This is a genomic window from Stenotrophomonas sp. 1L-E-5-B-C3, from assembly GCF_057292075.1.
On the sequence record NZ_JBXAWS010000025.1, the window covers coordinates 1 to 26,279 of the forward strand.

Here is a 26,279-nt window from a genome sequence, read left to right on the forward strand (position 1 = left end):
TTGGAGGGACTTTTTTTCTCGCTCTTTTTGGAGTGTCTGTTGTTTGTTTTTCTTGGGAAGGAAGTGTGGGAACTTTGTTTTCTCCCCCTTTCCCCCCACTACCGCAAACAGAACCTGAAAGCGATTACATCCCTGCAAACGCCATTGAATACGTATGCAGGGTGATTCCCGCGAAGAACGCGCTGCCTACCATAGCGGCGACGACAGCGGCCACCGCGTCGCACGTCCACGGTCACTCCGGGACGTTCACGAATCGATCTGCAACATTGCCTGGGAGGGGAAAATGTTGAACCACAAGCGCAGCGCGCTGAGCATCGCGCTGGCCGTTGTCCTGGCGCCGACGCTGGCGTCGGCACAGTCCACGCAGAGCACCACCACGCCGGCCGGCACCGCCGCCACCAACCTGGATACGGTGCAGGTCACCGGCATCCGCCGCGGCATCGAGAGCGCCATCGCGGTCAAGCAGGACGCCACCTCGGTGGTCGAAGCGATCTCCGCCGAAGACATCGGCAAGCTGCCCGACGTCAGCATCGCCGAATCGATCTCGCGCCTGCCCGGCCTGGCCGCGCAGCGTGTGGCCGGTCGTGCGCAGGTGATCAGCGTGCGCGGCCTGTCGCCCGACTTCGCCACCACGCTGCTCAATGGCCGTGAAGTGGTCAGCACCGGCGACAACCGTGGCGTCGAGTTCGACCAGTATCCGTCCGAACTGGTCAACGGCGTGACCGTGTACAAGACCCCGGATGCCGCACTCGTCGGCCAGGGCCTGTCGGGCACCATCGACATGCAGACCGCACGCCCGCTCAGCTTCGGCGAGCGCGTGATCGCAGTCAGCGGCCGCTACCAGAAGAGCTCCCTGGGCCGCGCCGCCAACATCGACCCGTATGGCAACCGTTTCAGCGCCAGCTACATCGATCAGTTCCTGGACAAGACCCTGGGCATCGCCATCGGCTACGCGCACAGCGACATGCCGATCCAGGAAAACCAGGTTGGCCTGTATGAGCCGTGGACCACCGAGCACACCGACAAGGGCAACCGCCCGGGCGTCGCTGCGGGCACCTACTTCTCCGATGGCATCAAGGCACTGCGCCGCACCGGCAACAACAAGCGCGACGGCGTGATGGCCACCATCCAGTTCCGGCCGAACAACAGCTGGACCAGCACCTTCGATGCGTTCCACACCGAAGCCGAGCAGATCGATACCGCCAACCAGTTCGAGCTGAATCTCAGCAACTACAACGGCAACTACACCCCGGGCCTGCTGGTCAGCAACCCGCAGGTCAATGGCAACGGCTCGTTCACCGGCGGCACCGCCAGCGGCGTGTATCCGCTGGTGCGCGGCATGTACAACAAGCGCAAGGACAAGATCGACGCGTTCGGCTGGAACAATGAGTTCAACTTCAGCGGCGTGAAGCTGGTCGCCGACCTGAACTATTCCAAGGCCACCCGCGACGAGCTGAACCTGGAAAACAACCTGCAGCTGACCCCGATGCCGCAGCTGGATACGGTCGGCGTGCAGTTCCGCCAGAGTGGTTTCTCGCAGATCAGCCCAGGCCTGAACTACTCCAACCCGGATGCGCTGTTCCTGACCAACACCATCTACGGCTCCGGCTACGGCAAGGTACCGAAGGTCGAAGACCGCCTGAAGGGTGGCAAGCTGGCCGCGACCATCGCCCTGCCCGACGCCATCGCCTCGTGGGCACCTGACCTCGACATCGGCGTCAACTACGCCGACCGCCGCAAGGTGAAGACCCAGTCCGAAGGCAACATCCTGCTCGGCGCGCAGGGCGATGCCAACATCGCCTCGGACCTGCAGTACCGTCCGGTGAACCTCGGCTTCGCCGGCATCGGCTACATCCCGGCCTGGAACGTGCCGGCCGCGGTGGGCCGTTACATGACCTTCAACCCGGTCGACAACCTGGACTACCTGATTCCCAAGTCGTGGACGGTGCAGGAGAAGATCACCACCGCCTGGGCGCGCCTGAACATCAACACCGACATCGGCGTGGTCGGCGTGCGCGGCAACATCGGCGTGCAGATGCAGCACACCGACCAGAGCTCGGACTCGCGCTACTGGGACAGCTCGCAGGCGGCTGGCAACAACGTGCAGCCGTATTCGAACGGCCGCACCTACAACGATTGGCTGCCGAGCTTGAACCTGGCCTTCATGTTCCCGCACCAGCAGACGCTGCGCTTCGCTGCCGCCAAGCAGGTCGCACGCCCGCGCGTGGACCAGATGCGCGCCGGCCTCGAATTCGGCGTGGATACCGGCACCGGCCGCCCCGGTGGCAGCGGCGGCAATCCGTTGCTGGATCCGTGGCGTGCCACCGCGCTGGACCTGTCCTACGAGAAGTACTTCGGCGAGAAGGCCTATGTGGCCGCAGCGATCTTCTACAAGGACCTGAAGAGCTACGTCTACACGCAGTCGGTGGACAACTACGACTTCACCGCACTGCTGGGCAGCTATGTACCGCCGCCGGGCATGACCACGCCGGTGCTGACCACCGGCACCTTCTCCGCCCCACAGAACGGCAAGGGTGGCACGCTGAAGGGCCTGGAACTGACCGCATCGTTCCCCCTGGAGATGCTGACCGACAGCCTGCGTGGTTTCGGCGTGCAGGCCAGCGCGACCTTCAACAAGAGCGATATCACCATCCTGGACCCGGAAAGCGCTTCCAGCGTGGGCAACGATCCGATCAGCCTGCCGGGCCTGTCCAAGCGCGTCTACAACTTCACCGCCTACTACGAGCGCAGTGGCTTTGAAGCACGCGTGAGCCAGCGCCGTCGTTCGGACTTCATCGGTGAGATCGGCAACTTCAACGGCAACCGCAGCCTGCGCTACGTGGTCGGCGAGAACGTGACCGATGCACAGCTCAGCTACACCTTCAGCGACAGCAGCACCCTGCGCGGCCTGACCCTGCTGCTGCAGGGAAGCAACCTGACCAACGAGCCGTACCGTACCTACGCCGGCAGCAAGGACCGCCCGCTGGAGTACATCGAGTGGGGTCGCACCTACATGCTGGGCGTGAACTACAAGTTCTGAGGCAGCGCCGGGCCATGCCCGGCAACCCGGCCCGGGTAGCGCCGGCCGCTGGCCGGCAACACAAGGGGAGCAGGACCGGAAACCCGCTACGCAGGCAGCGGGTTTTCTTTTGCGCGCATGCCGCTGTGCGCATGCCGCCAGTAGATCCACGCCATGCGTAGATGCCCTTGACCGGAACCCCACCCACAAAAAAGGGACGGGGCGCTTCGGCCCCGTCCCCGCAAGTACCGCCACCGGAGAAAACGGTCAGCTGCGTCGGGCGCAATACACCGCGCGCGGCGGCAGCTGGAGTTCATTGCCCTGCACCGTGCCCGCATCCGGGCCCGGTACCGCCACCTGCTGCCAGTTGCCCGGCGGCAGCGGATGGCTCACCGCCTCGGCCGACAGGTTGAAGGCCAGCAGGAGGGTTTCATCTGCAAGCATACGCTCGAACAGCAGCACTGGCTCGGCGCTTTCGATGAATCGGATGCTGCCATGCAGTAGCGCAGGCTGGGTATGCCGCCAGCCCAGGAATGCCCGGAACGCGGCCAGCACCGAGTGCGGATCCCGCTCCTGCACGGCCACCGCCGCCGCCCGGTGCTCGGCCGGGATCGGCAGCCAGGGCTGGCCCGAGGTGAATCCGGCCAGCGGCGCGTCGGTCCACGGCAACGGGGTGCGGCAGCCATCCCGCCCCTTGAAGTTGGGCCAAAAGGTGATGCCGTACGGGTCCTGCAGGGCTTCGAACGGCACCTCGGCCTCGGCCAGGCCCAGTTCCTCGCCCTGGTACAGACAGACCGAGCCGCGCAGCGAGCACAGCATCGCCACCAGCATCCGCGCCAGGCGCGGGTCGGCCGGGTGGCCGCCCCAGCGGCTGACCGCCCGCTCCACGTCGTGATTCGAAACCGCCCAGCACGGCCAGCCTTCGGTCATCACCGCTTCCAGGCGCGAGACCGTGTCGCGGATGTAGGCCGCGCTGTAGTCTTCCACCAGCAGCTCGAAGCTGTACCCCATGTGCAGGCGACCGTCACGGGTGTACTCGGCGGTGGTCGCCAGCGAGTCCTCCGAGGAGATCTCGCCGAGGCTGACCGCGCCCGGGTACTCGTCCAGCAGCGCGCGCAGCTTCTCCAGGAACGGCAGGTTCTCCGGCTGGGTGTTGTTGTAGTAGTGGTACTGGTAGGCGTACGGGTTGTCCGCGCTGAAGCCGCGCCCTACCCGCTTGTCGGCCGGCTTGGCCGGGTTGTCGCGCAGCTCCGCGTCGTGGAAGCAGAAGTTGATCGCATCCAGGCGGAAGCCATCCACGCCACGGTCCAGCCAGAAGCGCACGTTGTCCAGGGTCGCCTGCTGCACGTCCGGGTGATGGAAGTTCAGGTCCGGCTGGTCGACCAGGAAGTTGTGCAGGTAGTACTGCTCGCGGCGCGGCTCCCACTGCCAGGCGCCGCCGCCGAACAGCGACAGCCAGTTGTTGGGCGGCGTGCCGTCTTCGCGCGGATCGGCCCAGACGTACCAGTCCGCCTTCGGGTTGCTGCGGTCCTGGCGGCTCTCGCGGAACCAGGCATGCTCGATCGAGGTGTGGCTCAGCACCTGGTCGATCATCACCTTCAGGCCCAGCCCGTGGGCCTTGGCCAGCAGGCGGTCGAAGTCGTCCAGGCTGCCGAACAGCGGGTCGACATCGCGGTAATCGGCGATGTCATAGCCGAAGTCGGCCATCGGCGATTTGAAGAACGGCGATATCCAGATCGCGTCCACGCCCAGCGCGGCGATGTGGTCCAGGCGCTGGATGATGCCGGGCAGGTCGCCTACCCCGTCGCCGTTGGCGTCGAGGAAACTGCGCGGGTAGATCTGGTAGATGACGGCTCCGCGCCACCATGGATAGTGCGACATCGACAGCCCCCCTCCGGGCGTGCGGGACCCGCCGGGAGCGGGCCGAAATCCTGATGCCGCAAGCTTAGCGGTGGGTCCCCGGGCTTGGCGCAACCTGCATACGTATTCACGCGGGCGGCAGCCGTGGCCGGGCCAAGGACGTCGGCCAGCCCGGTTTGCGCCCGAATTCACAGGCAACGCCTATAATCAGCGATGAGCCTGAAAGCCTGATCGCATGACCATCACCGAAGACACCCGTCCCGCCCTGGGCCTGCCCCAGATCCAGTCGCTTGCCGCGGCCGACATGGCCGCCGTCGACGCCCTGATCCGGCGCCGGCTGTCCTCGGACGTCGTGCTGATCAACCAGATCGCCGATCACATCATTTCCGCCGGCGGCAAGCGCCTGCGCCCGATGCTGGTGATGCTGGCCGGCCGCGCGGTCGGCAACGTCGGCCCGGAGCACCACCAGCTGGCAGCGATCATCGAGTTCATCCATACCTCCACCCTGCTGCACGACGATGTGGTGGACGAATCCAGCCTGCGCCGTGGCCGCAGCACCGCCAACGCACTGTGGGGCAACGCACCGAGCGTGCTGGTCGGCGATTTCCTGTACTCGCGCAGCTTCCAGCTGATGGTCGAGCTGGAGCGCATGTCGGTGATGCAGATCCTGGCCGATGCCACCAACCGCATCGCCGAGGGTGAAGTACTGCAGCTGCTGCACGTGCACAACCCGGATACCGACGAAGCCGCCTACCTGCGCGTGATCGAGCGCAAGACCGCGGTGCTGTTCGCCGCCGGCACCCGCCTGGGCGCACTGGCCAGCGGCGTGGATGAAGCCACCCAGCAGGCCCTGTTCGACTACGGCATGCACCTGGGCTACGCGTTCCAGATCGCCGACGACGTGCTGGACTACTCGGCCAATGCCGAAGAGCTGGGCAAGAACCTGGGTGACGACCTCGCCGAGGGCAAGGCCACGCTGCCGCTGATCCACGCGATGGCGCACTCCGACGACGCCACCCGCGAGCGCCTGCGCACCATCGTGCAGGACGGCGACGCCTCGGCGATGCCGGAAGTGCTGGCCGCGATCCGCGCCACCGGCGGCCTGGAGTACAGCCGCGCGCGTGCCGAGGAATATGCCGAAGCCGCCGAGCGCGCGCTGGACGGCCTGGGCGACAATGATGCCGTGGCCGCCCTGCGCGGCCTGGCCCGCTACGCGGTGCAGCGTTCGCATTGACGGGTGAAGGCGTGCCGACCAACGGTCGGCACCCACAATGACCGGTAGGTGCCGACAGTTGGTCGGCACTGAAACATCGGTAGGTGCCGACCGTTGGTCGGCACACCTTTCACAGCCGAGCATGGCTCGGCTCTACATGAAGCGTTCCTCAAAGAACGCATCCAGCGCCTTCCACGCGCGCTTGGCCGCCCGTTCGTTGTATTGGCAGCCCGGCGGACTGTTGGCATCACGCTCGGCGAAGCAGTGCACCGCGCCGCTGTAGTTGGTGAATTCCCAATCGACCTTGGCCGCGTTCATTTCCTTCTGGAAACCGGCGATGTCATCGGCGCTCACGCTCTTGTCATCGGCGCCATTGAGCACCAGCACCGACGGGTGCGTGCCACCGGCCTGCGCCGGCAGCGGCGAACCCAGCCCGCCGTGCAGGCTGACCACGCCCGCCAGCGGCGCACCGGCACGGGCCAGTTCCAGCACCGTGGTGCCGCCGAAGCAGAAGCCCACCGCACCGATCCGGCTCGCATCCAGCGGCACCTTGCCAGCCTGTGCCTTGAGCACGTTCACCGCCTCCAGCGCACGCGCACGCAGCAGCGGCCGGTCGTTGCGCAGCTTCGTCGCCACCGGCCCGGCCTCGGCATCGGTCTTGGGCCGCACGCCCTTGCCGTACACATCGGCCACCAGTACCACATAGTCATCGCCAGCCAGCTGCTTGGCCTTCTCGATGGCCGATTCATTCACGCCCTTCCAGTTCGGCACCATCACCAGACCCGGGCGCTTGTCGTGCTCGCCATCGTCATAGACCAGCACGCCACTGAAGGTCGTGCCCTGGTGCTTCCACTCCACCGGCTGCGTCTTCATCGCCGCCCACGCCGGCATCGCTGCCAGCCCCAGTACCATCGCCACGCCGCATCGCCAACGATTCATGCGCCTGCTCCGAAAGAAAAAGGGGACGGAGGGGATTAAGCCGTATTCGCCCCTCCCGCGTCGCATTCTGCATTGGCGACGTGACGCAGGTGTGGTTGGATACGACTTAATCCCCTCCGTCCCCTTTTTCCGCATGAACCTGGTTGATCGCTTTCTGTCTGGCCTGATTCCACGCCTGCCTGCCGACGATGCCCCGCAGTGGGCCCACGTGCAGGGCGCCAACGCCGAAGACCTGCAGCGTCTGCGTGCGCAGTGGCCGCAGGTGCCGGACAGTCTGGTCGCGTTGCTGTCGCGCGTGGATGGCACGCACTTCCGCGAGTACCCCGGCGGCGAGGTCTGCGTGCTGATGCTCGGCTCGGACGTGGAGGACGGCGGCTATCCGTACTACTTGCGCTCAGTCGCGCAGATCTTCGAGGACCAGCAGCAGTGGGACGACAGCATCCGCTCGATCTACGAGGAGTGGCTGGATGACGAGCCGGAGATCCTGGGTGAAGGCATCGACGCCGATCTTCCGATGAACCGCCGCCTGTGCTTCTCGCACTGCATGAACAACGGCGGCACCTCGATGCTGTACCTGGATTTCGATCCGGCGCCGGGCGGCACAGTCGGCCAGGTGGTGCGCTACCTGCACGATCCGGACAGCTATGCAGTGATCGCGCCCAGCTTCGATGCGTATCTGCAGCAGCTGATCGATCGCGATTACGCGTTCATCGACCAGGACGAGGATTGAAACGCAGCCGAGCGTGGGCTCGGCTCGACAGTAGATCCACGCCATGCGTGGATGGATGCGCAGGATCCGCTGCGGTCAGAGCCCTTTCCTGCGGAAAGGAATCCGACCCCGATCCGGCAGATCAGGCGATGCCCAGACCCGGAATCGCGCTGATGCTGTCCGGATCGAAGCCGGCCAGCTCGGCGAAGTGGCGGCCACGCGCCACGTAGTCACGGTACGCACCGAAACTCGGTGCGCCAGGCGACAGCAATATCACCCCGCCCTCAGAACCCAGCGCCGCACGCGCCAAGGCCATCGCCTCCGGCAGATCGCCCGCAGCGTGCAGGCCGAAGCGACCGGCATCGGCCAGCGGCTGCAGCATCGCGTGGATGCGCGGGCCATTGCTGCCCATGGTCACGATCTCCACCGGCGGCACGTCGTGCGCCATGTGCTGCATGAAATCGGTCCAGTCCAAGCCACGGTCGTGCCCGCCCACCAGCAGCGCGATGCGCTGCCCGGCGAAACACTCCAGCGCGGCCAGGCTGGCATGCGGCGTGGTGCTGATCGAATCGTTGACGTAGGTCAGGCCTTCGGCCGCGCCGATGCGCTGCAGGCGGTTCGGCAGCGGGCGGAAATCCTGCACCGCCGGTGCCAGCGCCACCGCATCCAGGCCCAGTGCTTCCAGCGCGGCCAGTACCGCGCACAGGTTGCCGCGGTTGTGGCGGCCCGGCAGCGGTGTGTTGCGGGTGTCGAACACGGCCTGCTCACCGCGATGCACGATGTCACCGCGCATATGCCAGCCCTGCGGCTGGTTGAACCAGATCACCTTGCTATCAGGTAGCGACAGCGCGGCCAGATGCGGATCGGCGGCGTTGAGCACGGCGATGCGCGGTGCGGCTTCAGTCACCAGCTGCAGCTTGTCCTCGATGTAACGCTGTTCGCTGCCATGCCAGTCCAGGTGTTCCGGGAACAGGTTCAGCACCACCGCCACCTGCGGGCGGGCACCACTGCGCGCCACTTCGCCGGTCTGGTAGCTGGACAGTTCCACCGCCCAGTACTCGGGCGCGGGCTGCGGGTCCAGCACTTCCAGCAGCGGCAGGCCGATGTTGCCGACCAGGCCGGTACGGTGGCCGGCCGCTCGCAGCAGGTGCGCGACCAGCGCGGTGGTGGTGCTCTTGCCCTTGGTGCCGGTCACGCACACGGTGTCGTGCACGATGCCATCAGCACCCGCATGCTCGGCAAACCACAGCGCAGTGCCACCGATGAAAGTGGTGCCCTGCGCGGCGGCGGCCAGCGCGATTGGCTGGTAAGGGCTGATGCCCGGCGACTTGATCACCACATCGAAGGCAGCCAGCGCCTCGGCCGACGGCTCACCACGGACGTCCAGCGCACCATGTGTTTCCGCACGCGCTGCCTCGACTTCGGCAGCTGGACAGAACAGGCTCAGGCCAAGCGTGGGCAGGCGCGAATGCAGCACCGCAAACGCGGCACGGCCCTCACGGCCCCAGCCCCACAGCGCAACGCGCTTTCCTTCAAACTTCGAAATCTTCACGTACCCGTTCCCACAGCGCAGCCGGAATACGGTGCTCGCCCTGCAGCTGCAGCAGCGGTGCCAGTTCCAGTTCGGTGGCATCCAGCTGCGGCTGGATCTCATTGCAGAAGCGCTTCACCAGCACGTCTTCCTTCCACTCGGCGCGCTGTGCCAGGGTTGCCATCGCTGCACGCGATTCGCGGCCTTCGCCCACGCACTCGAACGGCTTGTGGTCCTGGAACTCCAGCAGCGCATCGAAGCCGCCGGCCTGCTCGATGTCATCCAGCAGGTTGCGGCCGAAGATGCGCACCAGGCGCGTCTTGGGCATGAACGGGGCCAGCGCCAGGAACACGAAATGGCACTTCGGGCAGACGCCGCACCAGCGGTTCACCGGGCGCTCGCCGAGGATGTGGAAGTTGCGGTTGCAGCTGGAGAAGTGCGCGTCGTAGAAATCGGTCTTGGCGAACTGGCGCGCAACCGCCAGCTCGGACATCGGCCGCAGCAGCGAGTAGTACTGCAGATCGGCGGCCACCTGCTTCTGCACATGGCTGCCGAACGCCTGCTCGAACGCCCAGCCCTTGGACCACTGGTGGTTCACTTCGCCGGTGCCCGGAATCTGGCTGCCGTAGCTGGCCGAACGCTCATTGGAAAACACCACCTGGTCCACGCCCTGCAGCAGCGCGGCCAGCACCATGATCGCCGAGTTCACCGCAGTGACCGGGATATGGCCGTTCCAGGCGCCCTGGCGGTTGAGTTCGAACAACTCCGGCGCCAGCGCGCGGCCCAGGTTCAGCGTCGGCAGGCCGGTGCGTTCGGCGCAGGCACGGATCAGCTGCGAGCCACCGATCCAGGTCACTGTCTCGTCCACGCCGGCACGGCGCAGGGCCTCGATGCTGACCAGCGAATCCTTGCCGCCGCCGATGGCCACCAGCGCGTGCGGCTGCAGGCCCAGCACCGGCGCCGGCACCGCTTCGCCCTGCACCGGCAGGCGGAAGCGGCCGCGCAGGTTCAGGCCGTTGCGGTAGGCAAATTCGCCCAGGCCATTGAGGTAGACCGTCTCCACCAGGGCAGCGGTATCGGCATCGATGGCGTAGCTGTCGATGCTGACCGTCTCCGGCACGCCCGCCTTGTAGTAGCTGACACCGGCGATCAGGTGCAGCAGCTGCAGCGCGCGCTGCACGGCGGCGGTGCGCGCCTGATCCAGCACGAACGGGGCGCCCGGCACGGTGATGGTTTCCACCATCTCCGGGCCATCATCGAAGGCGTAGACCAGCTTGGCCACACCGGTGTCCGCAGCGAACTCGCAGCGGACGAAGCGGAAGCGGGAAACCTGGTGTTTGTCGAAAGCAGTCATGGTGTATCCGGTCAGGCACCTGCCCGCGCGCAGGCGCGGGAGGTGTCGGTGGGCGGGTGCAGAGCGCGGAAGGCAGCGATCACTCGATCACGTCTTCGCGCGGCATCGCCCGCTGGTTGTAGGTGTTGGACATCACGTAGCCGTAGGCACCGGCATCGGCAATCAGCATCACATCGTCCGGCGCGGTCGACACCGGCAGCTTGCGGCGCTTGCCGAACACATCACTGGATTCGCAGATCGGGCCGACCACATCGAAGGCGGCCTCGGCGTAGCCGCCCTGGCGGCTGAGGTTCTCGATGTCATGCCAGGCGTCGTACAGCGCCGGGCGCATCAGGGTGTTCATGCCCGCATCCAGGCCGACCCGGCGTACGCCATCCTTCTCCACCACCTGGGTGGCATGGGTCAGCAGCACGCCGGATTCCGCCACCAGGAAGCGGCCCGGTTCGATCGCCAGGCGGAACGCCGGATGCAGCGCCTTGACCTCGGCCAGGCCCTCGGCCCAGGCATCCAGGTCGAACGGCTCGTCTTCGTCGCTGTACGGAATTGGAAGGCCACCACCGATGTCGATGGTCTGCACGCTGCCGATGCGGCGGGCGAAACCGGCCAGCTCATCGCACATCAGGCGCCAGTGCTGCGCGGTTTCCACGCCGCTGCCCAGGTGCGCATGCAGGCCGACCACGCGGGTGCCCAGTTCGGTAGCCGCGCGCACGAACTCGTCGACGCGGGCAATCGGCAGGCCGAACTTGGAATCCTTGCCGCCGGTACGCACCTTGGCGTGGTGGCCCTCGCCACGACCCAGATCGACGCGCAGCCACAGTTCACGGTTGCGGAACAGGTCCGGCCAGCGCTGCAGGGCTTCGACATTGTCGACGGTGACGGTCACGCCCAGCGCGAATGCCGCTTCGTATTCCTCGCGCGGGCAGAAGCTGGGGGTGAACAGCACGCGCTTGGGCGACAGTTCCGGCAGATGCTGGAACACGTGCTTCAGTTCGCCATGCGATACGCACTCCAGTCCAAAGCCCTCGGCTTCCAGCAGCTGCAGGATGGCCGGATGGCTGTTGGCCTTGATCGCGTAGTAGCGCTGGTCGATCGGCTTGATTGCCGCCAGCGCACGGGCACGGGCACGTACGGTCGGCAGATGGTAGACGTAGCGCGGCGTACCGGCATCGGCCAGCTGCAGCAGGTGCGCACGCTGGCCACGCCACCACGGCGTACCACGCGGGCGCACTGTACCGGCAATCTCACGCCAGCGCGGGCCGAACACTTCGGTCTCTTCCACCGGCATCGCGCCACTGTCGATCAGCTCGGCGTGCAGGATCGGCAGCAGGCCATCGGCATCGGCTTCGTCGATGACGAAGGTCAGGTTCAGGTCGTTGGACGACTGCGAGATCATGTGCACGCGTTCGCGGCCGAAGGTCGCCCACACGTCCGACAGCTTGTGCAGCAGCGAGCGCATGCCGAGGCCGACCAGGGTGATCGCCGCGCACGGCACGATCACCTTCACCTTGCAGATCTGCGACAGATCGGCCGACAGCGCGGCCAGCACATCGGTGTTGACCAGGTTCTCGGACGGATCCAGCGATACGGTGACGTTGGTCTCGGCCGAACCAATCAGGTCCACCGACAGGCCATGCTTCTTGAACAGATTGAACACGTCGGCCAGGAAGCCGACCTGCTGCCACATGCCGATGCCTTCCATCGACACCAGCACGATGCCGTTGCGGCGGCTGATCGCCTTCACCCCCGGCACTGGTGCGGCATTGCCGTCGATGCTGGTGCCCGGCAGTTCCGGGCGCTCGGTATCGAGAATGGCCATCGGCACGCCGGCATCACGGCACGGCTTGATCGAACGCGGGTGCAGCACCTTGGCACCGGTGGTGGCGATTTCCTGCGCTTCGTAATAGTCCAGCCGGGTCAGCAGCCGCGCGTCCGGAACGTCCTTGGGATTGGCGCTGAACATGCCCGGCACGTCGGTCCAGATCTCCACGCGGCTGGCGCCGAGCAGCGCACCGAAGTACGCCGCCGAGGTATCCGAACCACCACGGCCGAGGATGGCGGTGCCGCCGTCGGCGTGGCGCGAGATGAAGCCCTGGGTGATCAGCAGCCGGGTCGGCTGCGCGCGGAAGCGCTGCGCCCAGGCGGCATCGGCACGCCATTGGCAATTCACCGACAGGCGCTGCGACCAGTCGCTCTGGTTCGGCTGTGGCGGCAGTGCATCCAGCCACTGGCGGGCATCCATCCAGCCGAAATCCAGGCCGCTGGCACGCAGATAGGCCGCACCCAGGCTGGAGGACAGCAGTTCGCCCTGGCCCAGTACTTCAGCCTGCCAGTCCAGCGGACGGGCAACGGCACGCGGGTCATCGAGCAGGCCCTGCAGCACGGCCAGTCGTTCGGCCAGCACCTCGGCGCCCAGCTCCAGTTCCTGCAGGAAGCCCTGGTGGCGCTCGACCAGCGCGGCCACGCGATCACGGCTGTCCGGCGCGCCATCGGCAATCGCGGTCAGTTCGTTGGTGACCCCGGACAGCGCCGAAACCACCACCAGCACGCGCGAGCCGGTCTCTTCCGCGCGTTTTTTCGCCAGCTTCCCGATCGTGTCCCAGCGGTGACGACGCGACACCGAGGTGCCGCCGAACTTCAGTACGATCCAACGATCGACAAGGGGGGAAGCTGACATGGATTGGCTATGTAGAATGTGGGGAAGCCGCCCTTGGGGGCGGAACCTTTGATTCTAAGCGCAATATCCCCGTAGATGGCCGTCCTCCGTTACCTGCAGCTCGATGTCTTCGCCCCCCGCCCCGGTACCGGCAACCCACTGGGTGCCGTGCTGGACGCCGACGATCTCTCCGGCGAGCAGATGCAGGCCCTGGCGGCCTGGCTGAACCTGTCCGAGACGGTGTTCTTCCTGCGCCCCAGCGCGCCCGGTGCCGACTATCACATCCGCATCTTCACCCCGACCCGTGAACTGGCCTTCGCCGGCCACCCCAGTGTTGGCGCGGCCTGGACGGCGGTGACCTGCGGCCTGGCCCAGCCGCGCGAGGGTGCGCTGGTACAGCAGTGCGCCGCAGGGTTGCTGCCGGTACGGGTGAGCGGCCCGGCTGAGGCGCTGCAGGTCCAGCTGGCCAGCCCGCCGGCGCGGCAACGGGCGACGACAGCCAACGGGGTACCCGAAGCGCTGCTGGCCCTCGCCGCCAACGGGCATGCGCCGGAACTTTGGGACAACGGCGCGCGCTGGTGGCTGCTGCCGCTGCGCGATGCCACCACCGTACGCAACCTGGTGCCGGACATGGCCGCCCTGCGTGACTGGAGCCTGGCCACCGACGCAACCGGCGTGGCCGTGTTCGCTGATGAAGCCGGCACCGACCATTCCCGCGTGGTGCGCGCGTTCTGCCCCGCCGATGCGGCCAGCGTGCCGGAGGATCCGGTGACCGGCAGCGCCAACGCCCTGATCGGCGCCTGGCTGCGGCAACGCAGTGCCCTGCCCGGCCGCGTCGGCACTTATGTGGCCAGCCAGGGCCGCGAAGTCGGCCGCGATGGCCGAGTGCAGGTAGAAGTCGATGCAGAGGGCACGGTGTGGATCGGCGGCCAGGTGCAGCCAGTCATCGACGGCAACATCCGCTGGTAGCGCCGGGCCAGGCCAGTCGGCCTTGCCGCGCTGCGCGCTCGCGGGGCATGGCCCCGCGCTACCGTATCCCCCTTCATTCCTGGAGTTTCGCCCCGATGACTAGCCGCCGTTTCCTGCAGCTGGATGTGTTCTCGCCGCGCCCCGGCGCGGGCAATCCGCTGGCCGTGGTACTCGATGCCGAAGGCCTGGACGACGCCAGCATGCAGGCCATCGCGCGCTGGACGCGCCTGCCGGAAACCACCTTCGTGTTCCCGCCGGAGGCGGCCGGCGCCAGCTATCGGCTGCGCATGTTCAGCCCGCAGAAGGAAGTGCCGTTCGCCGGCCACCCCAGCGTCGGCACCGCGCATGCGGTACTGCAGGCCGGACTGGCCGCGCCGGTCGACGGCATGCTGGTGCAGGACGGCATTGCCGGCGTGCTGCCGCTACGCGTCAGTGGCGAGGCTGCGCAGCAGCGCATCGCCATCCGCACCCCGCGCGCGCAGCTGGCCGAGACCGCCGAGGCCACCGATCCACGCCTGCAGCCGGCCCTGAAGGGCTGGCCGCTGGGCACGCTGCCGCCGGCACGCATGCAGGGCGGGCGCAGCTGGTGGGTGGTGCAGGCGGCCGATGAGGCCGCATTGCGTGCCCTCCGTCCGGACTGGGACGCGGTCGCCGAGTTGGCCGAATCCACCGACAGCATGGGCGTGTTTGCCTATGCCTTCAGCGATGGCAGCGAGGGGTTCGACCTCGCGGTGCGCGCCTTCGTCGGCAACGGCCGTCGCTTCGAAGACGCCGCTTCCGGCGCAGCCAACGCCGTGCTCGCCGCATGGCTGGACCTGCGCGACGCCCTGCCCCGTGGCGGCGCACCGTTTGAAGTCAGCCAGGGCCGTGAAGTCGGCCACGATGCGCGCTTGACCCTTTTCGTCGATGAAGACGGTGAAGTCTGGTCCGGTGGCCAGGTGCAGACAGTGATTGCCGGCACCATTGATTGGTGATCCCGTACGGCGTGGTAGCGCCGGGCCATGCCCGGCGTCTTTCCGCTGCGCTCGCCGGGCATGGCCCGGCGCTACCGACCTCAACCCAACTCGGCTTCCAGGCTGATCGGCACCGCGCTCAGCGCCTTGGACACCGGGCAGTTCTGCTTGGCGTCATCGGCAATGGCACGGAACTGCCCCGCATCGATGCCCGGCACCACGGCCTTCACTTTCAGCCGGATCTGCGACAGCTGCGGGCCACCTTCCAGTGACAGATCGACCTTGGCCTCGGTATCCAGCGAGGTCGGGGTGAAGCCGGCTTCGCCGAGCTTGGCCGACAGCGCCATGGTGAAACAGCCGGCGTGCGCGGCAGCGATCAGCTCTTCCGGGTTGGTGCCTTTTTCGTCGCCGAAACGGCTGTTGAAGCCATAGCGGGTCTTGTCCAGCAGGCCACTCTGCGGCGTGCTCAACTGTCCCTTGCCGGACTTCAGATCGCCTTCCCAGTGCGCGGTGGCGTGTCGCGAGATTCCCATGTGCTGCTCCTGCGTGGCGGTGATGAACGTTTACCCTCGCACGCCATGCGTTAGCCCTGCGTCGCTCCGCCGCACGCCAGACGTCACCCTGGCCGCAGGCACGTGGACACTTCCTCGCCAGCAGAACGCGTATTTTTCCCTTGTTTTCAGTGATTTCGCGCATCCCTGTGCTACCGGGACGAGCATTGCCGGCCGCACCGCGGCACCCCCAGCCCCCACCACCGGCCATGTACTGAATCGGCCTGGATATGAAAAAACATGCACTTTCCGCACTCCAGGCTATTGGCGGCGCCCGAGAGTTGCCCTACATTGCGCTTGCCGACGGGGTTCGGCGCCGACCAAACAACCAACCGTTCACGGAACAGGAAACCATGGCAAAGACCGCTAAGAAGGCTGCCCCGAAGAAGGCAGTGAAGAAAGTCGCGACGAAGGCAGCCGCCAAGCCGGCCGCTCCGAAGCCGATCAAGGAAGTGCTGACCAAGTCCGGCCTGGTTGCACACATCGCTGAAGCCTCCGGCGTCATCGCCAAGGACGTCCGCGCTGTGCTGGCCTCGCTGGAAAGCGCTGTCGCCTCCTCGGTGCACAAGAAGGGCGCTGGCTCGTTCACCCTGCCGGGCCTGCTGAAGATCAGCACCGTCAATGTGCCGGCCAAGCCGAAGCGCAAGGGCATCAACCCGTTCACCAAGGAAGAACAGTGGTTCGCCGCCAAGCCGGCCACCACCAAGCTGAAGGTGCGTCCGCTGAAGAAGCTGAAGGACGCTGCGCTGTAAGCGCGCGCCCCGAAGCGGATTCCGACGGGACGGCTCAGGCCGTCCCGTTTTTTTTGTCCGAACCGCAGGCCGCAACACAGCGTTGCCGCAGCCAGCGGATTGCCCGCACAGGCCCGCCGCCGTTGGATGAGCGCGCGATCTGCACGCACGGAACGTACCGGGTGGAACACTGCGTGCAGCGCCGGCCATCGCTGCCGACCGTGGCCTTGCCTATCGTGGGCACATCCTCCACAGCTACGGCGAGCACACCCTCATGGCCAGCCCCTCCACCCGCTACCGGATCTCGGTGACCCCCATCGAAAAGGACGGGGTGCAGTGCACCGGGCGCTGCACCATCGAACTGGAGCATCGCGCCAGCCGCGACCTGATGCGCCTGCTGGAAGCTGCACCGCGCACCGCCGGGCTCAGCGGCGATGAGCGTGCGACAGTCGTGATCGCCACCCAGCTGCTGCGCGATATCGTGCAGCGCCACGCCGAAACCGAAGGCCACGCACTGGCCGCAATCGCCACGCAGGTACTGCCGGCGCTGGATGCGCTGGAACAGCTGCCGTCCTCCCGCTGAGACCGGCGCAGCCGATACACTGCCCTCCTTCACGTCGCCTCGGGGAGGAGGCAGGCATGCGCAGGTTCCTGTTGTTGATCGCGCCGCTGGTGCTGTTCGGCTGTTCGCGGCCGGAGGCGCAACCGGATCCAACCGCTCCCCCTGCGCAGCCGCCGGCTCCGGCCGCTGCCAGTGCAGAGGCCGAAGCGCCCGCACTGCAAGCCACCGCGGTCGACCCGCTGTTTGCCGCCGTCACGGCCGAAGCCGAGCTCCCGGCCGCGATGCTCAATCGCTATGTCATGGCCCTGCTCAACCGTGACCACAAAGGCGCCGATGCCGCCTGGACCTTCCCGCCCAGCGATGCACGACGCGCGGACGACGCCGCGTTGCGCCAGCTGGAGAACGTCCGCAGCCTGCGTTTGACGACCGGGTCGCCGATCGCCCGCGATGGTCACCAGCCACCACAGCTGCTGGAGATCCCGGTACAGGTCCGTGCAGCAACCACCCAGGGCACGTTCCGCTTCGGCGGCTGGTACCGGGTGCAGCCCAGCAGCGATGGCCGCGCCTGGCAGATCCAGTCGGCGCAACTGCGGCCAACGCTGGACTGAACCGTTGCAGCGGCATGCACGCACGATTCAGCCGGCAAGGCTACTCTTTGCTCCATCCATTCCGCATTCACCGGTCACCGCCATGCGCCTGCGTTCCCTGATGACCCGCCTTGCCGCCTCCACCGTACTGATCGCCGCGGCGATCGGTGCGCAGGCCGCCCCTTCCATTTCCGGCCGTGAACTGTCGGTCGGCGCCAGCGATGTGCAGCAGTACCTCGATGGCAGTTTCCCGCGCACCCAGGATGCGCTGGGTGGCCTGATCGCGCTGACCATGAGCCATCCGCAGCTGAGCCTGCCGGCCGGCGAACGACTGAACCTGGGCATGGATGTGGCGCTGGCGACCGCTGGCGGCAACCCGGCCAAGCTCGGTACGGTGAAGCTCAGCAGCGGCCTGCGCTACGACGCACAGACCCAGGGCTTCCACCTGCAGCAGCCCAGCGTCGATGACTTCACTCCGGCCAACCAGGGCGGTCGCCTCGACTCGCGTACCCGCGGCCTGCTCAATGCCTGGCTGAGCGACTACGCCCAGCGCGAGCCGATCTACAAGCTGGACCCGGCCGTGGCCGGCGTGCTCGGTGCGCTGCAGGTGCAGTCGGCACAGGTGAAGAACGGCAAGCTGGTGGTCACCTTCAACCAGAACCTGGGCAACCTGGTGCCGGCAGGCGTGCTCGGAAAATAAGGTAGCGCCGGGCCATGCCCGGCGGCTTCTGATTCTCCCGCGCACCGCGATCGCCGGGCATGGCCCGGCGCTACCGCAATCAGCGCTTGGGCTGCAGCATGGTGCCGGTGCACTTGGGCGAGCCGCAGCGGCACTCCCAGATCTTCTTCAGCTTGGCCGTATGGCGCTCGGCCAGGGTGATGCCGTAGTTGTAGGTCAGCTCTTCGCCGGCCTGGATATCGCGCAGCGCCTCGATGAAGACCTTGTCGCCGCGGCTGTCGCCGTCTTCGTCTTCCTCGATCACCGCCTCGCAGTTCGGGTCGCAGCTGTGGTTGATCCAGCGCGCGTCGTTGCCCTTGTAGTTGGCATCGATCACCCAGTCGTCGTTGAGGGTGAACAGGAAGGTATGGCCACTTTCAACATCGCCGCTGTCATCGGCATCGACGTCGCCGTGGCTGCGCAGCAGGCCCTTGTACTGGATCACGCGCTCGCCCTGCTTGATCGGGGCCACGGAAAACACACCGTTGCCGTGGATGGCGGACTTGCGGGCTTGGATCTTCTTGGGCATCGGCAAGGGAGGTCTGCAACGAAAGGAACGTTGATTCTCGCCCATTCCGGGTGATTGCGAAAATCATCCCGTTGGCTCAGCATTGGCGCCCTGGCATCGGCCCCGGTGAGTGCTCCCGGCCCGGCCCCCAGCGCCGGCTGAATGCCCGGCTTGGATGGCGGCGAATAAAAGCGTACAATTTCAGTCCGCTTTAAGAACCACTCGCATCCCCATGTTGCGCGTCACCAAACTCACCGATTACGCCACCGTGGTACTGACCGTACTCGCCGCCCGCCCGGGCGAGGTGCTCAGTGCCACCGAACTGGCCGAATTCACTGGTCTGGAACCGCCGACCGTCAGCAAGGTGCTCAAGCCGCTGGCCCAGGCCGGCCTGGTCGAGGGCCTGCGTGGCGTCCGTGGCGGCTACCGCCTGACCCGCGCGGCCATCGAGATCTCGCTGTTCGAAGTGGTCGAAGCGATGGAAGGGCCGCTGGCCCTGACCGAATGCAGCCACGACCACCACCAGTGCGGCATGGCGCCCAAGTGCGGTGCGCGCAGCAGCTGGCGGCTGATCAACGACGTGGTCTCCGAGGCCCTGCGCGACGTCACCCTCGCCCAGATCCTACCCCCTCTCCCCCTTGCCGATGACGAACAGCGCCGCACCATCGCTGTCGACGTCGTCTCCTGATCCGTAGGCAGCCCCCCATGGCCACCGAAACCATCGAAAACGTCGCCAGCGACGACACCCCCAACCGCGAGATCCACGAGCAGCTCGGCCGCAAGTATTCGGCCGGCTTCATCACGGACATCGAATCGGATTCCCTTCCCGCAGGCCTCGACGAGGACACCATCCGTGCCCTGTCGGCCAAGAAGGAAGAGCCGGAATGGATGACGCAGTGGCGCCTGGACGCCTACCGCCACTTCCTGACCATGCCGATGCCGAACTGGGCCAAGCTGCAGATCGCGCCGATCGATCTGCAGGCGCTCAGCTACTACTCCGCGCCGAAGGGCCCGAAGTACGCCTCGCTGGACGACGTGCCGAAGGAACTGCTGGATACCTACGACAAGCTGGGCGTGCCGCTGCACGAGCGCGCCAAGCTGGCCGGCGTGGCGGTCGACGCGGTGTTCGACTCGGTGTCCGTCGGTACCACCTTCCGCAAGGAACTGGCCGAGAAGGGCATCGTGTTCTGCTCGATGTCCGAGGCGATCAAGGAGCATCCGGAGCTGGTCAAGCAGTACCTCGGCACCGTGGTGCCGGTCGGCGACAACTATTTCGCCGCGCTCAATTCGGCGGTGTTCTCCGATGGCAGCTTCGTGTTCATCCCCAAGGGCGTGCGTTGCCCGATGGAGCTGAGCACCTATTTCCGCATCAACGCCGGCCACACCGGCCAGTTCGAGCGCACGCTGATCATCTGCGAGGACAAGGCCTACGTGTCCTACCTGGAAGGCTGCACCGCGCCGATGCGCGATGAGAACCAGCTGCACGCCGCCGTGGTCGAGCTGGTCGCGCTGGAAGATGCGGAAATCAAGTACTCCACGGTGCAGAACTGGTACCCGGGCGACGAGAACGGCGTCGGCGGCATCTACAACTTCGTCACCAAGCGTGCCGAATGCCGTGGCGCGCGCAGCAAGGTCACCTGGACCCAGGTCGAGACCGGTTCGGCGATCACCTGGAAGTACCCGTCCTGCGTGCTGCTGGGCGATGACTCGGTCGGTGAGTTCCACTCGGTGGCACTGACCCATCACCGCCAGCAGGCCGACACCGGCACCAAGATGATCCACGTCGGCAAGCGCACCAAGAGCAAGATCATCAGCAAGGGCATCAGCGCTGGCCGTGGCCAGAACACCTACCGCGGCCTGGTCCGGGTCGACCGCAACGCCGATGGCGCGCGCAACTACACCCAGTGTGATTCGCTGCTGATCGGCAAGCAGTGCGGTGCGCACACCTTCCCCTACATCGAGGTGAAGAACCCGGGCGCCACGGTCGAGCACGAGGCCACCACCTCCAAGATCTCCGACGACCAGCTGTTCTACTGCCGCGCTCGTGGCATCAGCCAGGAAGACGCGGTGTCGATGATCGTCGACGGCTTCTGCAAGCAGGTGTTCCGCGAACTGCCGATGGAGTTCGCGGTGGAAGCCAAGAAGCTGCTGGAAGTCTCGCTGGAAGGCTCGGTGGGCTGACCGCCCGCCGCCCCTCGCACAACGCATTCTCTTTACCGGCGGGCCACGGCCCGCACCACGGAAATCCCCATCATGCTGAAGATCGAAAACCTCCACGCCCGCATCGGCGACAAGGAAATCCTCAAGGGCCTGTCGCTGGAAGTGAAGCCCGGCCAGGTGCACGCCATCATGGGCCCCAACGGCGCCGGCAAGTCCACCCTGGGCAATGTCCTGGCAGGCCGCGACGGCTATGACGTGACCGAAGGCAGCGTGCAGTTCGAAGGCACCGACCTGCTGGACCAGGACCCGGAAGCGCGCGCCGCCGCCGGCCTGTTCCTGGCGTTCCAGTACCCGGTGGAAATCCCCGGCGTGAACAACACCTACTTCCTGCGCGCCGCGCTCAATGCCCAGCGCAAGGCACGCGGCGAGGAAGAGCTCGATTCCATGCAGTTCCTCAAGCTGGTGCGGCAGAAGCTGGCCGTGCTGCACCTGAAGGACGAACTGCTGCACCGTGGCGTCAACGAAGGCTTCTCCGGTGGCGAAAAGAAGCGCAACGAGATCTTCCAGCTGGCCGTGCTGGAGCCGAAGCTGGCCATCCTGGACGAGACCGATTCGGGCCTGGACATCGACGCACTGAAGAGCGTGGCCGACGGCGTCAACGCACTGCGCAGCGCCGACCGCTCGTTCCTGGTCATCACCCACTACCAGCGCCTGCTGGACTACATCAAGCCGGACGTGGTGCACGTGCTGGCCGACGGCCGCATCGTCAAGAGCGGTGGCCCGGAACTGGCGCTGGAGCTGGAAGCGCACGGCTATGACTTCCTGAAGGATCGCGTGGTGCGCGAGGCGGCGGTCTGATGAGCGCCCTGCTCGACTCGATGGCCCAGGCCTTCTGCGGCAGCGATGCGCGCCGCGAAGTGCTGGATGCGGCCCTGCGCGATGGCCTGCCGGCCGCCCGCAACGAAGCCTGGAAGTACACCTCGCTGCGCCAGCTGGAGCGCCGTACGTTCGCCGCGGCACCGCTGCAGGGCCCGGCCCTGGACATCGCGCTGCTGGAAGACATTCCGGCGCCGCGCCTGGTGTTCGTCAACGGTCGCCTGGATGCCGCGCTGAGCGACGTGCAGGCGTTGCCGGCCGGCGTGCAGCTGCAGCCGCTGTCGGCCGCGCTGGCGGACGGTGAGGATGCCGTGCGTTTCCTTGGCCGCCGTTACGAGCGCAGCGAAGAAATCTTCGCCCGACTCAACGCCGCCCTGGCCGATGAAGGCGTGGTCCTGCGCGTGGACGAAGGCGTACAGGTCGAAGCCCCCCTGCAGCTGGTGTTCGCCAGCGTGGCCGGCGACACCGACCTGGCCTGGCATCACCGCCACCTGATCGAACTGCGTGCCGGCGCACAGCTGGGCGTGGTCGAGCACCGCTTCAGCGTCGGCGATGCCGCCCATCTGGACAACACCGTGCTGCATGCCCACGTCGCCCGTGACGCGGTGCTCCAGCATGCCCGCATCCAGGCCGGCAGCGCGCGCCAGACCAGCTTCCTGCGCACCGATGCGGTGCTGGCCCGCGACGCGCAGTACCACCGCGTCGACCTGGAGCTGGGTGCCGCGCTCAGCCGCCATGAACTGAACGTGCGTCTGGAAGGCGACAACGCCCACCTGACCGCCAATGGCGTGCTGCTCGGCAATGGCCGCCGCCACGTCGAGACCCGCCTGGGCATCGACCACATCGCGCGCGATACCAACTGCGAGCTGCTGTGGCGCGGCGTTGCGGCCAACCGCAGCCGCGTGGTGTTCCATGGCGGCATCCAGATCCGCGAAGGCGCCGACGGCACCGATGCCAACCTGTCCAACAAGAACCTGCTGCTGTCGCCCGACGCCGAGATCGACACCCAGCCGACGCTGGTGATCGACGCCGATGAGGTGAAGGCCGCGCACGGCGCGACCGTCGGCCAGCTCGATGCCAATGCGCTGTTCTACCTGCGCACGCGCGGCCTGCCGCAGGCGCAGGCGCAGGCACTACTGAGTGCCGCGTTCTGCCACGAGCCGCTGAAGGTGCTGCCCGACGCGCTGCGCTCGCAGCTGGCGCGTCGCCTGGACAAGGCCCTGGCCGAGGCAGGTGTGGCATGAACCTGTCCTCGCCGCGACCGATCGAAGAACGCACCGGCAGCCCCGACTGGGACCGCGTCCGCCTCGACTTCCCGCTGCTGATGCGCGAAGTGCACGGCAAGCCGCTGGTCTATTTCGACAATGCCAACACCGGCCAGAAGCCGGTGCAGGTGATCGGCGCGGTGGACGAGTTCTACCGCCGCTACAACGCCAACGTCAGCCGTGCCGTACATGCGCTGGGCAGCGAAGCCACCGACGCCTATGAAGGCGCGCGAAACAAACTGGCGCGCTTCCTCAACGTGCGCCCCAGCGACCTGGTGCTGTGCAGCGGCACCACCTTCGCCATCAACCTGGTGGCGTACTCGTGGGCCCTGCCACGGCTGAAGGCCGGCGACGTGATCCTGATCACGCGCATGGAGCACCACGCCAACATCGTGCCGTGGCAGCTGGTCGCGCAGCGTACCGGCGCCACCATCCGCGTGGCCGAGATCACCCCCGATGGTGCGCTGGACCTGGACGCGTTGCGCGCGGCGATGACCCCCGAGGTCAAGCTGCTCGCCGTCACCCACGTGTCCAACGTGCTGGGCACGGTCAATCCGGTGCGCGAGATCTGCCGTGAAGCGCGCAAGCGCGGCATCATCACCGTGGTCGACGGCTCGCAGGCGGTGCCGCACCGCAAGGTCGACGTCGCTGCGATCGGCTGCGACTTCTACGCCATCACCGGCCACAAGATGTGCGGGCCGACCGGTACCGGCGCACTGTGGGCCCGTCGCGAGCACCTGGACGCGATGCCGCCGTTCCTCGGCGGCGGTGAGATGATCAAGGAAGTCAGCTTCGACGGCACCGTGTTCAACGATGCCCCGCACAAGTTCGAAGCCGGCACCCCGAACATCGCCGGATTCATCGGCCTGGGCGTAGCCGCCGACTACCTGCAGCAGCTCGGCCAGGAGAACGTGGAAGCACGCGAAGCCGAACTGCTGGCGCATTTCACCGAAGAGCTGCGCCGTGTCGACGGCCTGCGCATCATCGGCGAAGCGCCGGAAAAAGCCGCCGTGGTCTCGTTCCTGATCGACGGCGCGCATGCGCACGACCTTGCGACCCTGCTCGACCTGGAAGGCGTGGCCGTGCGCTCGGGCCAGCACTGCGCACACCCGCTGCTGCAGTACTTCGGCGTCGCCGCCACCTGCCGTGCCTCGTTGGCGTTCTACAACACGCACGCCGAGATCGAGCGCTTCATGACCGCGTTGACCAAGGTGCGCAAGCTGCTGGGGTGAGATTCCCTGGCCAGCCGGAAGCCGAGAACGCCGCGGGAAACCGCGGCGTTTTTCATGGCGGCGCCAATGGCAGGATCGAAGACACGCAGAGCTCCGCAGGCCATGGCACACCGGGGTCAGATCCCTTTCGCATCGCGAAAGGGCTCTGACCCCATCAACGGCCCCGACAGCCGCCGCTGCGACTGCAGCGCGCCACGTATCGCCACCAGATCCCCAGCAGGAATACCTTGCGCGATGAACTCCGCATAGCGTCTGCGCCGCTCATCCACATCAGCAGCAATGAGCTCGAATGCCGAATGCGGTACGAGCAGTGCATTTGCCCGTCCCTGTGCGTTGGCGCGATAGCTTGACCAGCGATAGTCCCCAGGACGCACCACCATCCCCGCCCGCACCGGGTTGAGTTCGACGTAGCGCTGGCAGGCAAGCAGGTAGCGTTCGGTATCAACCAGCGTGGAATGGAAGCGGCCCTCCCACAGGGTTCCCGTGCGCTGCTGCCGTTCGTTCACACGGCGAACGTAGGCGCGGTTCACCGCCTGCATCATCCGCGACATCCCGCCCGGTGCATCAGGGGTCACCAGCAGGTGCACGTGGTTGCCCATCAGCACATAGGCGTGAATCCGGCAGTGCTGCTGGTCCGCGTGATGACACAGCAGCCGCAGGTAGGCGACGCGGTCGCCATCCGAGAAGAACACAGGCTGGCGATTGTTGCCGCGCTGGACGACATGTTGCGGGTATCCGGGCGCATCGACCCGTCGTGGCCTCGGCATGGGTTCCTCCTGGAAACAGGGGGTCAGAGCCCTTCGCTGCGCAAAGGGATCTGACCCCGAGCATCTGCCGATTCCGCGCCCGTGCCAGTCGGTCCATGGCCTGCCGTTGGGTCAGTAGACGCCGGGGCCAGATCCCTATCACGCTGCGAAAGGGATCTGACCCCACCTTCCCATTTGCGCACGCCCCCACCCCACATAGAATGTGTCCATGAGCACCCTGACCTACCGGGCCGCCACGTCGGCCGACATCCCCGCCCTGATCACCCTGGTCACCTCGGCCTACCGTGGTGACGCCAGCCGCGTCGGCTGGACCACCGAAGCCGACCTGCTGGATGGCGCCCGCATCGACGCCGACGGCATCCAGGCCGACCTCGACCGCCCGCGCTCCACCATCCTGCTGGCCGAGCGCGAGGGCCAACTGGTGGCCTGCGCCCACGTTGCCGATGTTGAGGGCAAGGGCTACTTCGGCATGTTCTCGGTCGACCCGGCCCAGCAGGGCGGCGGTGTCGGCAAGCAGATGATGGAGGCTGCCGAAGCGCATGCCGCGCGCGAATGGGGCGTGCCGGTGATGCAGATGACGGTGATCGATGTGCGCGACGAGCTGATCGCCTTCTATGAACGCCGCGGTTACCAGCGCACCGGCATCAAGAAGCCGTTTCCGTATGGCGACGAACGCTTCGGCATCCCCAAGCGCGACGACCTGCGCTTCGAGATCCTGGAAAAGCCGCTGGCCGGAGCCTCTGCGTGAGCGAGGCCTGGACCTTCGTCTGTGCCGGTGCCGAACTGCTGCCGGGTGAAATGAAGAGTGTGTTCGACGAGGTGACCGGCACGCCGATCGTGGTGTTCAACCTCGACGGCGAGCTGTACGCGCTGGAAGACCAGTGCACGCATGAGGAGTTCGAGCTGTCCTCTGGCGAATTCAACACCGCCGAAGGCAGCGTGGAGTGCGTACTGCACGGCGCGCGCTTCGACGTGCGCGATGGCCGTGCCCTGTGTGCCCCGGCCTACAGCCCGGTGCCGAAGTTCCCGGTAAAGCGCGAGCACGACGCGATCTGGACCCGCGACGACCGCGATTGAGGCGCCGCCGCCCGGCAAGGACCCGCGCATGCACGCGCCTGCCGG

General features: G+C 66.7%; 24 protein-coding genes. 16 read left to right on the forward strand and 8 right to left on the reverse strand.

The features are described 5' to 3' along the window. Positions 1-283 precede the first annotated feature (283 nt). The gene (locus AC0Z6F_RS20865) at positions 284-3,040 is read left to right on the forward strand and encodes a TonB-dependent receptor (RefSeq protein ID WP_485616886.1); all 2,757 of its coding nucleotides are present in this window, start codon (positions 284-286) and stop codon (positions 3,038-3,040) included. 246 nt (positions 3,041-3,286) lie between these two features. On the opposite strand, the gene AC0Z6F_RS20870 is transcribed toward AC0Z6F_RS20865, so the two are convergent. Continuing rightward, positions 3,287-4,900, reverse strand: a complete 1,614-nt coding sequence (locus AC0Z6F_RS20870; protein WP_100434186.1) for an alpha-glucosidase family protein — start codon at positions 4,898-4,900, stop codon at positions 3,287-3,289. Between the two features lie 214 nt (positions 4,901-5,114). Between AC0Z6F_RS20870 and AC0Z6F_RS20875 the strand changes: the two genes are divergently transcribed. Continuing rightward, entirely contained in the window at positions 5,115-6,113 is a 999-nt protein-coding gene (locus AC0Z6F_RS20875; protein ID WP_485616887.1) for a polyprenyl synthetase family protein, read from the forward strand. A gap of 132 nt (positions 6,114-6,245) precedes the next feature. On the opposite strand, the gene AC0Z6F_RS20880 is transcribed toward AC0Z6F_RS20875, so the two are convergent. Beyond that, complete coding sequence (locus tag AC0Z6F_RS20880; RefSeq protein WP_485616888.1) at positions 6,246-7,031, reverse strand: dienelactone hydrolase family protein; 786 nt, start codon at positions 7,029-7,031, stop codon at positions 6,246-6,248. 133 nt (positions 7,032-7,164) lie between these two features. Between AC0Z6F_RS20880 and AC0Z6F_RS20885 the strand changes: the two genes are divergently transcribed. Beyond that, a complete protein-coding gene (locus AC0Z6F_RS20885; RefSeq protein ID WP_485616889.1) occupies positions 7,165-7,761 on the forward strand; it encodes an SMI1/KNR4 family protein in 597 nt (198 codons plus the stop codon). Positions 7,762-7,882: 121 nt separating this feature from the next. Here AC0Z6F_RS20885 and murD read toward each other — a convergent pair whose 3' ends face one another. The 3 genes from murD to AC0Z6F_RS20900 form a co-directional block, all read right to left on the reverse strand. Then, positions 7,883-9,292 carry a UDP-N-acetylmuramoyl-L-alanine--D-glutamate ligase gene (gene murD, locus AC0Z6F_RS20890; RefSeq protein WP_100434182.1) on the reverse strand — a complete coding sequence of 470 codons (1,410 nt, stop codon included), beginning with the start codon at positions 9,290-9,292 and terminating at the stop codon, positions 7,883-7,885. Next, on the reverse strand, positions 9,273-10,625 hold the full coding sequence (murL, locus tag AC0Z6F_RS20895; protein ID WP_100467946.1) for a UDP-N-acetyl-alpha-D-muramoyl-L-alanyl-L-glutamate epimerase: 1,353 nt from the start codon (positions 10,623-10,625) through the stop codon (positions 9,273-9,275). The genes murD and murL overlap by 20 nt, the downstream gene beginning before the upstream one ends. A gap of 79 nt (positions 10,626-10,704) precedes the next feature. Beyond that, complete coding sequence (locus AC0Z6F_RS20900) at positions 10,705-13,299, reverse strand: bifunctional aspartate kinase/diaminopimelate decarboxylase (protein WP_100434180.1); 2,595 nt, start codon at positions 13,297-13,299, stop codon at positions 10,705-10,707. A 75-nt stretch (positions 13,300-13,374) separates the two neighbouring features. Between AC0Z6F_RS20900 and AC0Z6F_RS20905 the strand changes: the two genes are divergently transcribed. Then, entirely contained in the window at positions 13,375-14,247 is an 873-nt protein-coding gene (locus tag AC0Z6F_RS20905; protein WP_012510330.1) for a PhzF family phenazine biosynthesis protein, read from the forward strand. 95 nt (positions 14,248-14,342) lie between these two features. After that, positions 14,343-15,221 carry a PhzF family phenazine biosynthesis protein gene (locus AC0Z6F_RS20910; protein WP_100434179.1) on the forward strand — a complete coding sequence of 293 codons (879 nt, stop codon included), beginning with the start codon at positions 14,343-14,345 and terminating at the stop codon, positions 15,219-15,221. Positions 15,222-15,301: 80 nt separating this feature from the next. Here AC0Z6F_RS20910 and AC0Z6F_RS20915 read toward each other — a convergent pair whose 3' ends face one another. Continuing rightward, positions 15,302-15,733 (reverse strand): OsmC family protein, encoded by a 432-nt coding sequence (locus tag AC0Z6F_RS20915; protein ID WP_004147570.1) that lies wholly within the window; start codon positions 15,731-15,733, stop codon positions 15,302-15,304. 371 nt (positions 15,734-16,104) lie between these two features. On the opposite strand from AC0Z6F_RS20915, the gene AC0Z6F_RS20920 reads away from it, so the two are divergent. From AC0Z6F_RS20920 to AC0Z6F_RS20935, 4 genes are all read left to right on the forward strand, one after another. Then, complete coding sequence (locus tag AC0Z6F_RS20920) at positions 16,105-16,503, forward strand: HU family DNA-binding protein (RefSeq protein WP_012510328.1); 399 nt, start codon at positions 16,105-16,107, stop codon at positions 16,501-16,503. A gap of 253 nt (positions 16,504-16,756) precedes the next feature. Next, positions 16,757-17,065, forward strand: coding sequence for a DUF3861 family protein (locus AC0Z6F_RS20925; protein WP_004147559.1), 309 nt, complete (start codon positions 16,757-16,759; stop codon positions 17,063-17,065). Between the two features lie 56 nt (positions 17,066-17,121). Then, positions 17,122-17,652: a hypothetical protein gene (locus AC0Z6F_RS20930; protein ID WP_004147558.1), complete on the forward strand. Its 531-nt coding sequence runs from the start codon at positions 17,122-17,124 to the stop codon at positions 17,650-17,652. A gap of 82 nt (positions 17,653-17,734) precedes the next feature. Further along, the gene (locus tag AC0Z6F_RS20935; RefSeq protein WP_005408439.1) at positions 17,735-18,331 is read left to right on the forward strand and encodes a YceB family lipoprotein; all 597 of its coding nucleotides are present in this window, start codon (positions 17,735-17,737) and stop codon (positions 18,329-18,331) included. A gap of 79 nt (positions 18,332-18,410) precedes the next feature. Here AC0Z6F_RS20935 and AC0Z6F_RS20940 read toward each other — a convergent pair whose 3' ends face one another. Further along, positions 18,411-18,878 (reverse strand): SET domain-containing protein, encoded by a 468-nt coding sequence (locus AC0Z6F_RS20940; RefSeq protein WP_012510325.1) that lies wholly within the window; start codon positions 18,876-18,878, stop codon positions 18,411-18,413. Between the two features lie 211 nt (positions 18,879-19,089). Between AC0Z6F_RS20940 and AC0Z6F_RS20945 the strand changes: the two genes are divergently transcribed. The 5 genes from AC0Z6F_RS20945 to AC0Z6F_RS20965 all read left to right on the forward strand — a co-directional run bounded on the left by AC0Z6F_RS20945 (position 19,090) and on the right by AC0Z6F_RS20965 (position 24,390). Next, complete coding sequence (locus AC0Z6F_RS20945; RefSeq protein WP_012510324.1) at positions 19,090-19,545, forward strand: SUF system Fe-S cluster assembly regulator; 456 nt, start codon at positions 19,090-19,092, stop codon at positions 19,543-19,545. A gap of 17 nt (positions 19,546-19,562) precedes the next feature. After that, positions 19,563-21,038: a Fe-S cluster assembly protein SufB gene (gene sufB / locus AC0Z6F_RS20950; RefSeq protein WP_100434178.1), complete on the forward strand. Its 1,476-nt coding sequence runs from the start codon at positions 19,563-19,565 to the stop codon at positions 21,036-21,038. 72 nt (positions 21,039-21,110) lie between these two features. Next, positions 21,111-21,875, forward strand: a complete 765-nt coding sequence (gene sufC / locus AC0Z6F_RS20955) for a Fe-S cluster assembly ATPase SufC (RefSeq protein WP_004147524.1) — start codon at positions 21,111-21,113, stop codon at positions 21,873-21,875. Continuing rightward, positions 21,875-23,137 (forward strand): Fe-S cluster assembly protein SufD, encoded by a 1,263-nt coding sequence (gene sufD / locus AC0Z6F_RS20960; protein WP_485616890.1) that lies wholly within the window; start codon positions 21,875-21,877, stop codon positions 23,135-23,137. Before sufC ends, sufD begins: the two co-directional genes overlap by 1 nt. Continuing rightward, positions 23,134-24,390, forward strand: coding sequence for a cysteine desulfurase (locus AC0Z6F_RS20965; RefSeq protein WP_012510319.1), 1,257 nt, complete (start codon positions 23,134-23,136; stop codon positions 24,388-24,390). Before sufD ends, AC0Z6F_RS20965 begins: the two co-directional genes overlap by 4 nt. Before the next feature lie 116 nt (positions 24,391-24,506). Here the strand turns inward: AC0Z6F_RS20965 and AC0Z6F_RS20970 are convergent, their stop codons facing one another. Continuing rightward, positions 24,507-25,157, reverse strand: coding sequence for an REP-associated tyrosine transposase (locus AC0Z6F_RS20970; protein WP_004147515.1), 651 nt, complete (start codon positions 25,155-25,157; stop codon positions 24,507-24,509). A gap of 208 nt (positions 25,158-25,365) precedes the next feature. On the opposite strand from AC0Z6F_RS20970, the gene AC0Z6F_RS20975 reads away from it, so the two are divergent. Together AC0Z6F_RS20975 and AC0Z6F_RS20980 are read left to right on the forward strand one after the other, a co-directional pair. Next, entirely contained in the window at positions 25,366-25,905 is a 540-nt protein-coding gene (locus tag AC0Z6F_RS20975) for a GNAT family N-acetyltransferase (protein ID WP_485616892.1), read from the forward strand. Then, on the forward strand, positions 25,902-26,234 hold the full coding sequence (locus AC0Z6F_RS20980; RefSeq protein ID WP_012510316.1) for a non-heme iron oxygenase ferredoxin subunit: 333 nt from the start codon (positions 25,902-25,904) through the stop codon (positions 26,232-26,234). The genes AC0Z6F_RS20975 and AC0Z6F_RS20980 overlap by 4 nt, the downstream gene beginning before the upstream one ends. Positions 26,235-26,279: the final 45 nt, after the last annotated feature.

Coding starts and splice junctions, on each gene's coding strand:
- sufC (WP_004147524.1), top strand. CDS start 21,111: ATGCTGAAGATCGAAAACCTCCACGCCCGCATCGGCGACAAGGAAATC.
- AC0Z6F_RS20865 (WP_485616886.1), top strand. CDS start 284: ATGTTGAACCACAAGCGCAGCGCGCTGAGCATCGCGCTGGCCGTTGTC.
- AC0Z6F_RS20925 (WP_004147559.1), top strand. CDS start 16,757: ATGGCCAGCCCCTCCACCCGCTACCGGATCTCGGTGACCCCCATCGAA.
- AC0Z6F_RS20870 (WP_100434186.1), bottom strand. CDS start 4,900: ATGTCGCACTATCCATGGTGGCGCGGAGCCGTCATCTACCAGATCTAC.
- sufB (WP_100434178.1), top strand. CDS start 19,563: ATGGCCACCGAAACCATCGAAAACGTCGCCAGCGACGACACCCCCAAC.
- AC0Z6F_RS20965 (WP_012510319.1), top strand. CDS start 23,134: ATGAACCTGTCCTCGCCGCGACCGATCGAAGAACGCACCGGCAGCCCC.
- AC0Z6F_RS20945 (WP_012510324.1), top strand. CDS start 19,090: ATGTTGCGCGTCACCAAACTCACCGATTACGCCACCGTGGTACTGACC.
- AC0Z6F_RS20915 (WP_004147570.1), bottom strand. CDS start 15,733: ATGGGAATCTCGCGACACGCCACCGCGCACTGGGAAGGCGATCTGAAG.
- AC0Z6F_RS20970 (WP_004147515.1), bottom strand. CDS start 25,157: ATGCCGAGGCCACGACGGGTCGATGCGCCCGGATACCCGCAACATGTC.
- AC0Z6F_RS20930 (WP_004147558.1), top strand. CDS start 17,122: ATGCGCAGGTTCCTGTTGTTGATCGCGCCGCTGGTGCTGTTCGGCTGT.
- murL (WP_100467946.1), bottom strand. CDS start 10,625: ATGACTGCTTTCGACAAACACCAGGTTTCCCGCTTCCGCTTCGTCCGC.
- AC0Z6F_RS20975 (WP_485616892.1), top strand. CDS start 25,366: ATGAGCACCCTGACCTACCGGGCCGCCACGTCGGCCGACATCCCCGCC.
- AC0Z6F_RS20940 (WP_012510325.1), bottom strand. CDS start 18,878: ATGCCCAAGAAGATCCAAGCCCGCAAGTCCGCCATCCACGGCAACGGT.
- sufD (WP_485616890.1), top strand. CDS start 21,875: ATGAGCGCCCTGCTCGACTCGATGGCCCAGGCCTTCTGCGGCAGCGAT.
- AC0Z6F_RS20900 (WP_100434180.1), bottom strand. CDS start 13,299: ATGTCAGCTTCCCCCCTTGTCGATCGTTGGATCGTACTGAAGTTCGGC.
- AC0Z6F_RS20920 (WP_012510328.1), top strand. CDS start 16,105: ATGGCAAAGACCGCTAAGAAGGCTGCCCCGAAGAAGGCAGTGAAGAAA.
- AC0Z6F_RS20875 (WP_485616887.1), top strand. CDS start 5,115: ATGACCATCACCGAAGACACCCGTCCCGCCCTGGGCCTGCCCCAGATC.
- AC0Z6F_RS20905 (WP_012510330.1), top strand. CDS start 13,375: ATGGCCGTCCTCCGTTACCTGCAGCTCGATGTCTTCGCCCCCCGCCCC.
- AC0Z6F_RS20935 (WP_005408439.1), top strand. CDS start 17,735: ATGCGCCTGCGTTCCCTGATGACCCGCCTTGCCGCCTCCACCGTACTG.
- AC0Z6F_RS20885 (WP_485616889.1), top strand. CDS start 7,165: ATGAACCTGGTTGATCGCTTTCTGTCTGGCCTGATTCCACGCCTGCCT.
- AC0Z6F_RS20880 (WP_485616888.1), bottom strand. CDS start 7,031: ATGAATCGTTGGCGATGCGGCGTGGCGATGGTACTGGGGCTGGCAGCG.
- AC0Z6F_RS20910 (WP_100434179.1), top strand. CDS start 14,343: ATGACTAGCCGCCGTTTCCTGCAGCTGGATGTGTTCTCGCCGCGCCCC.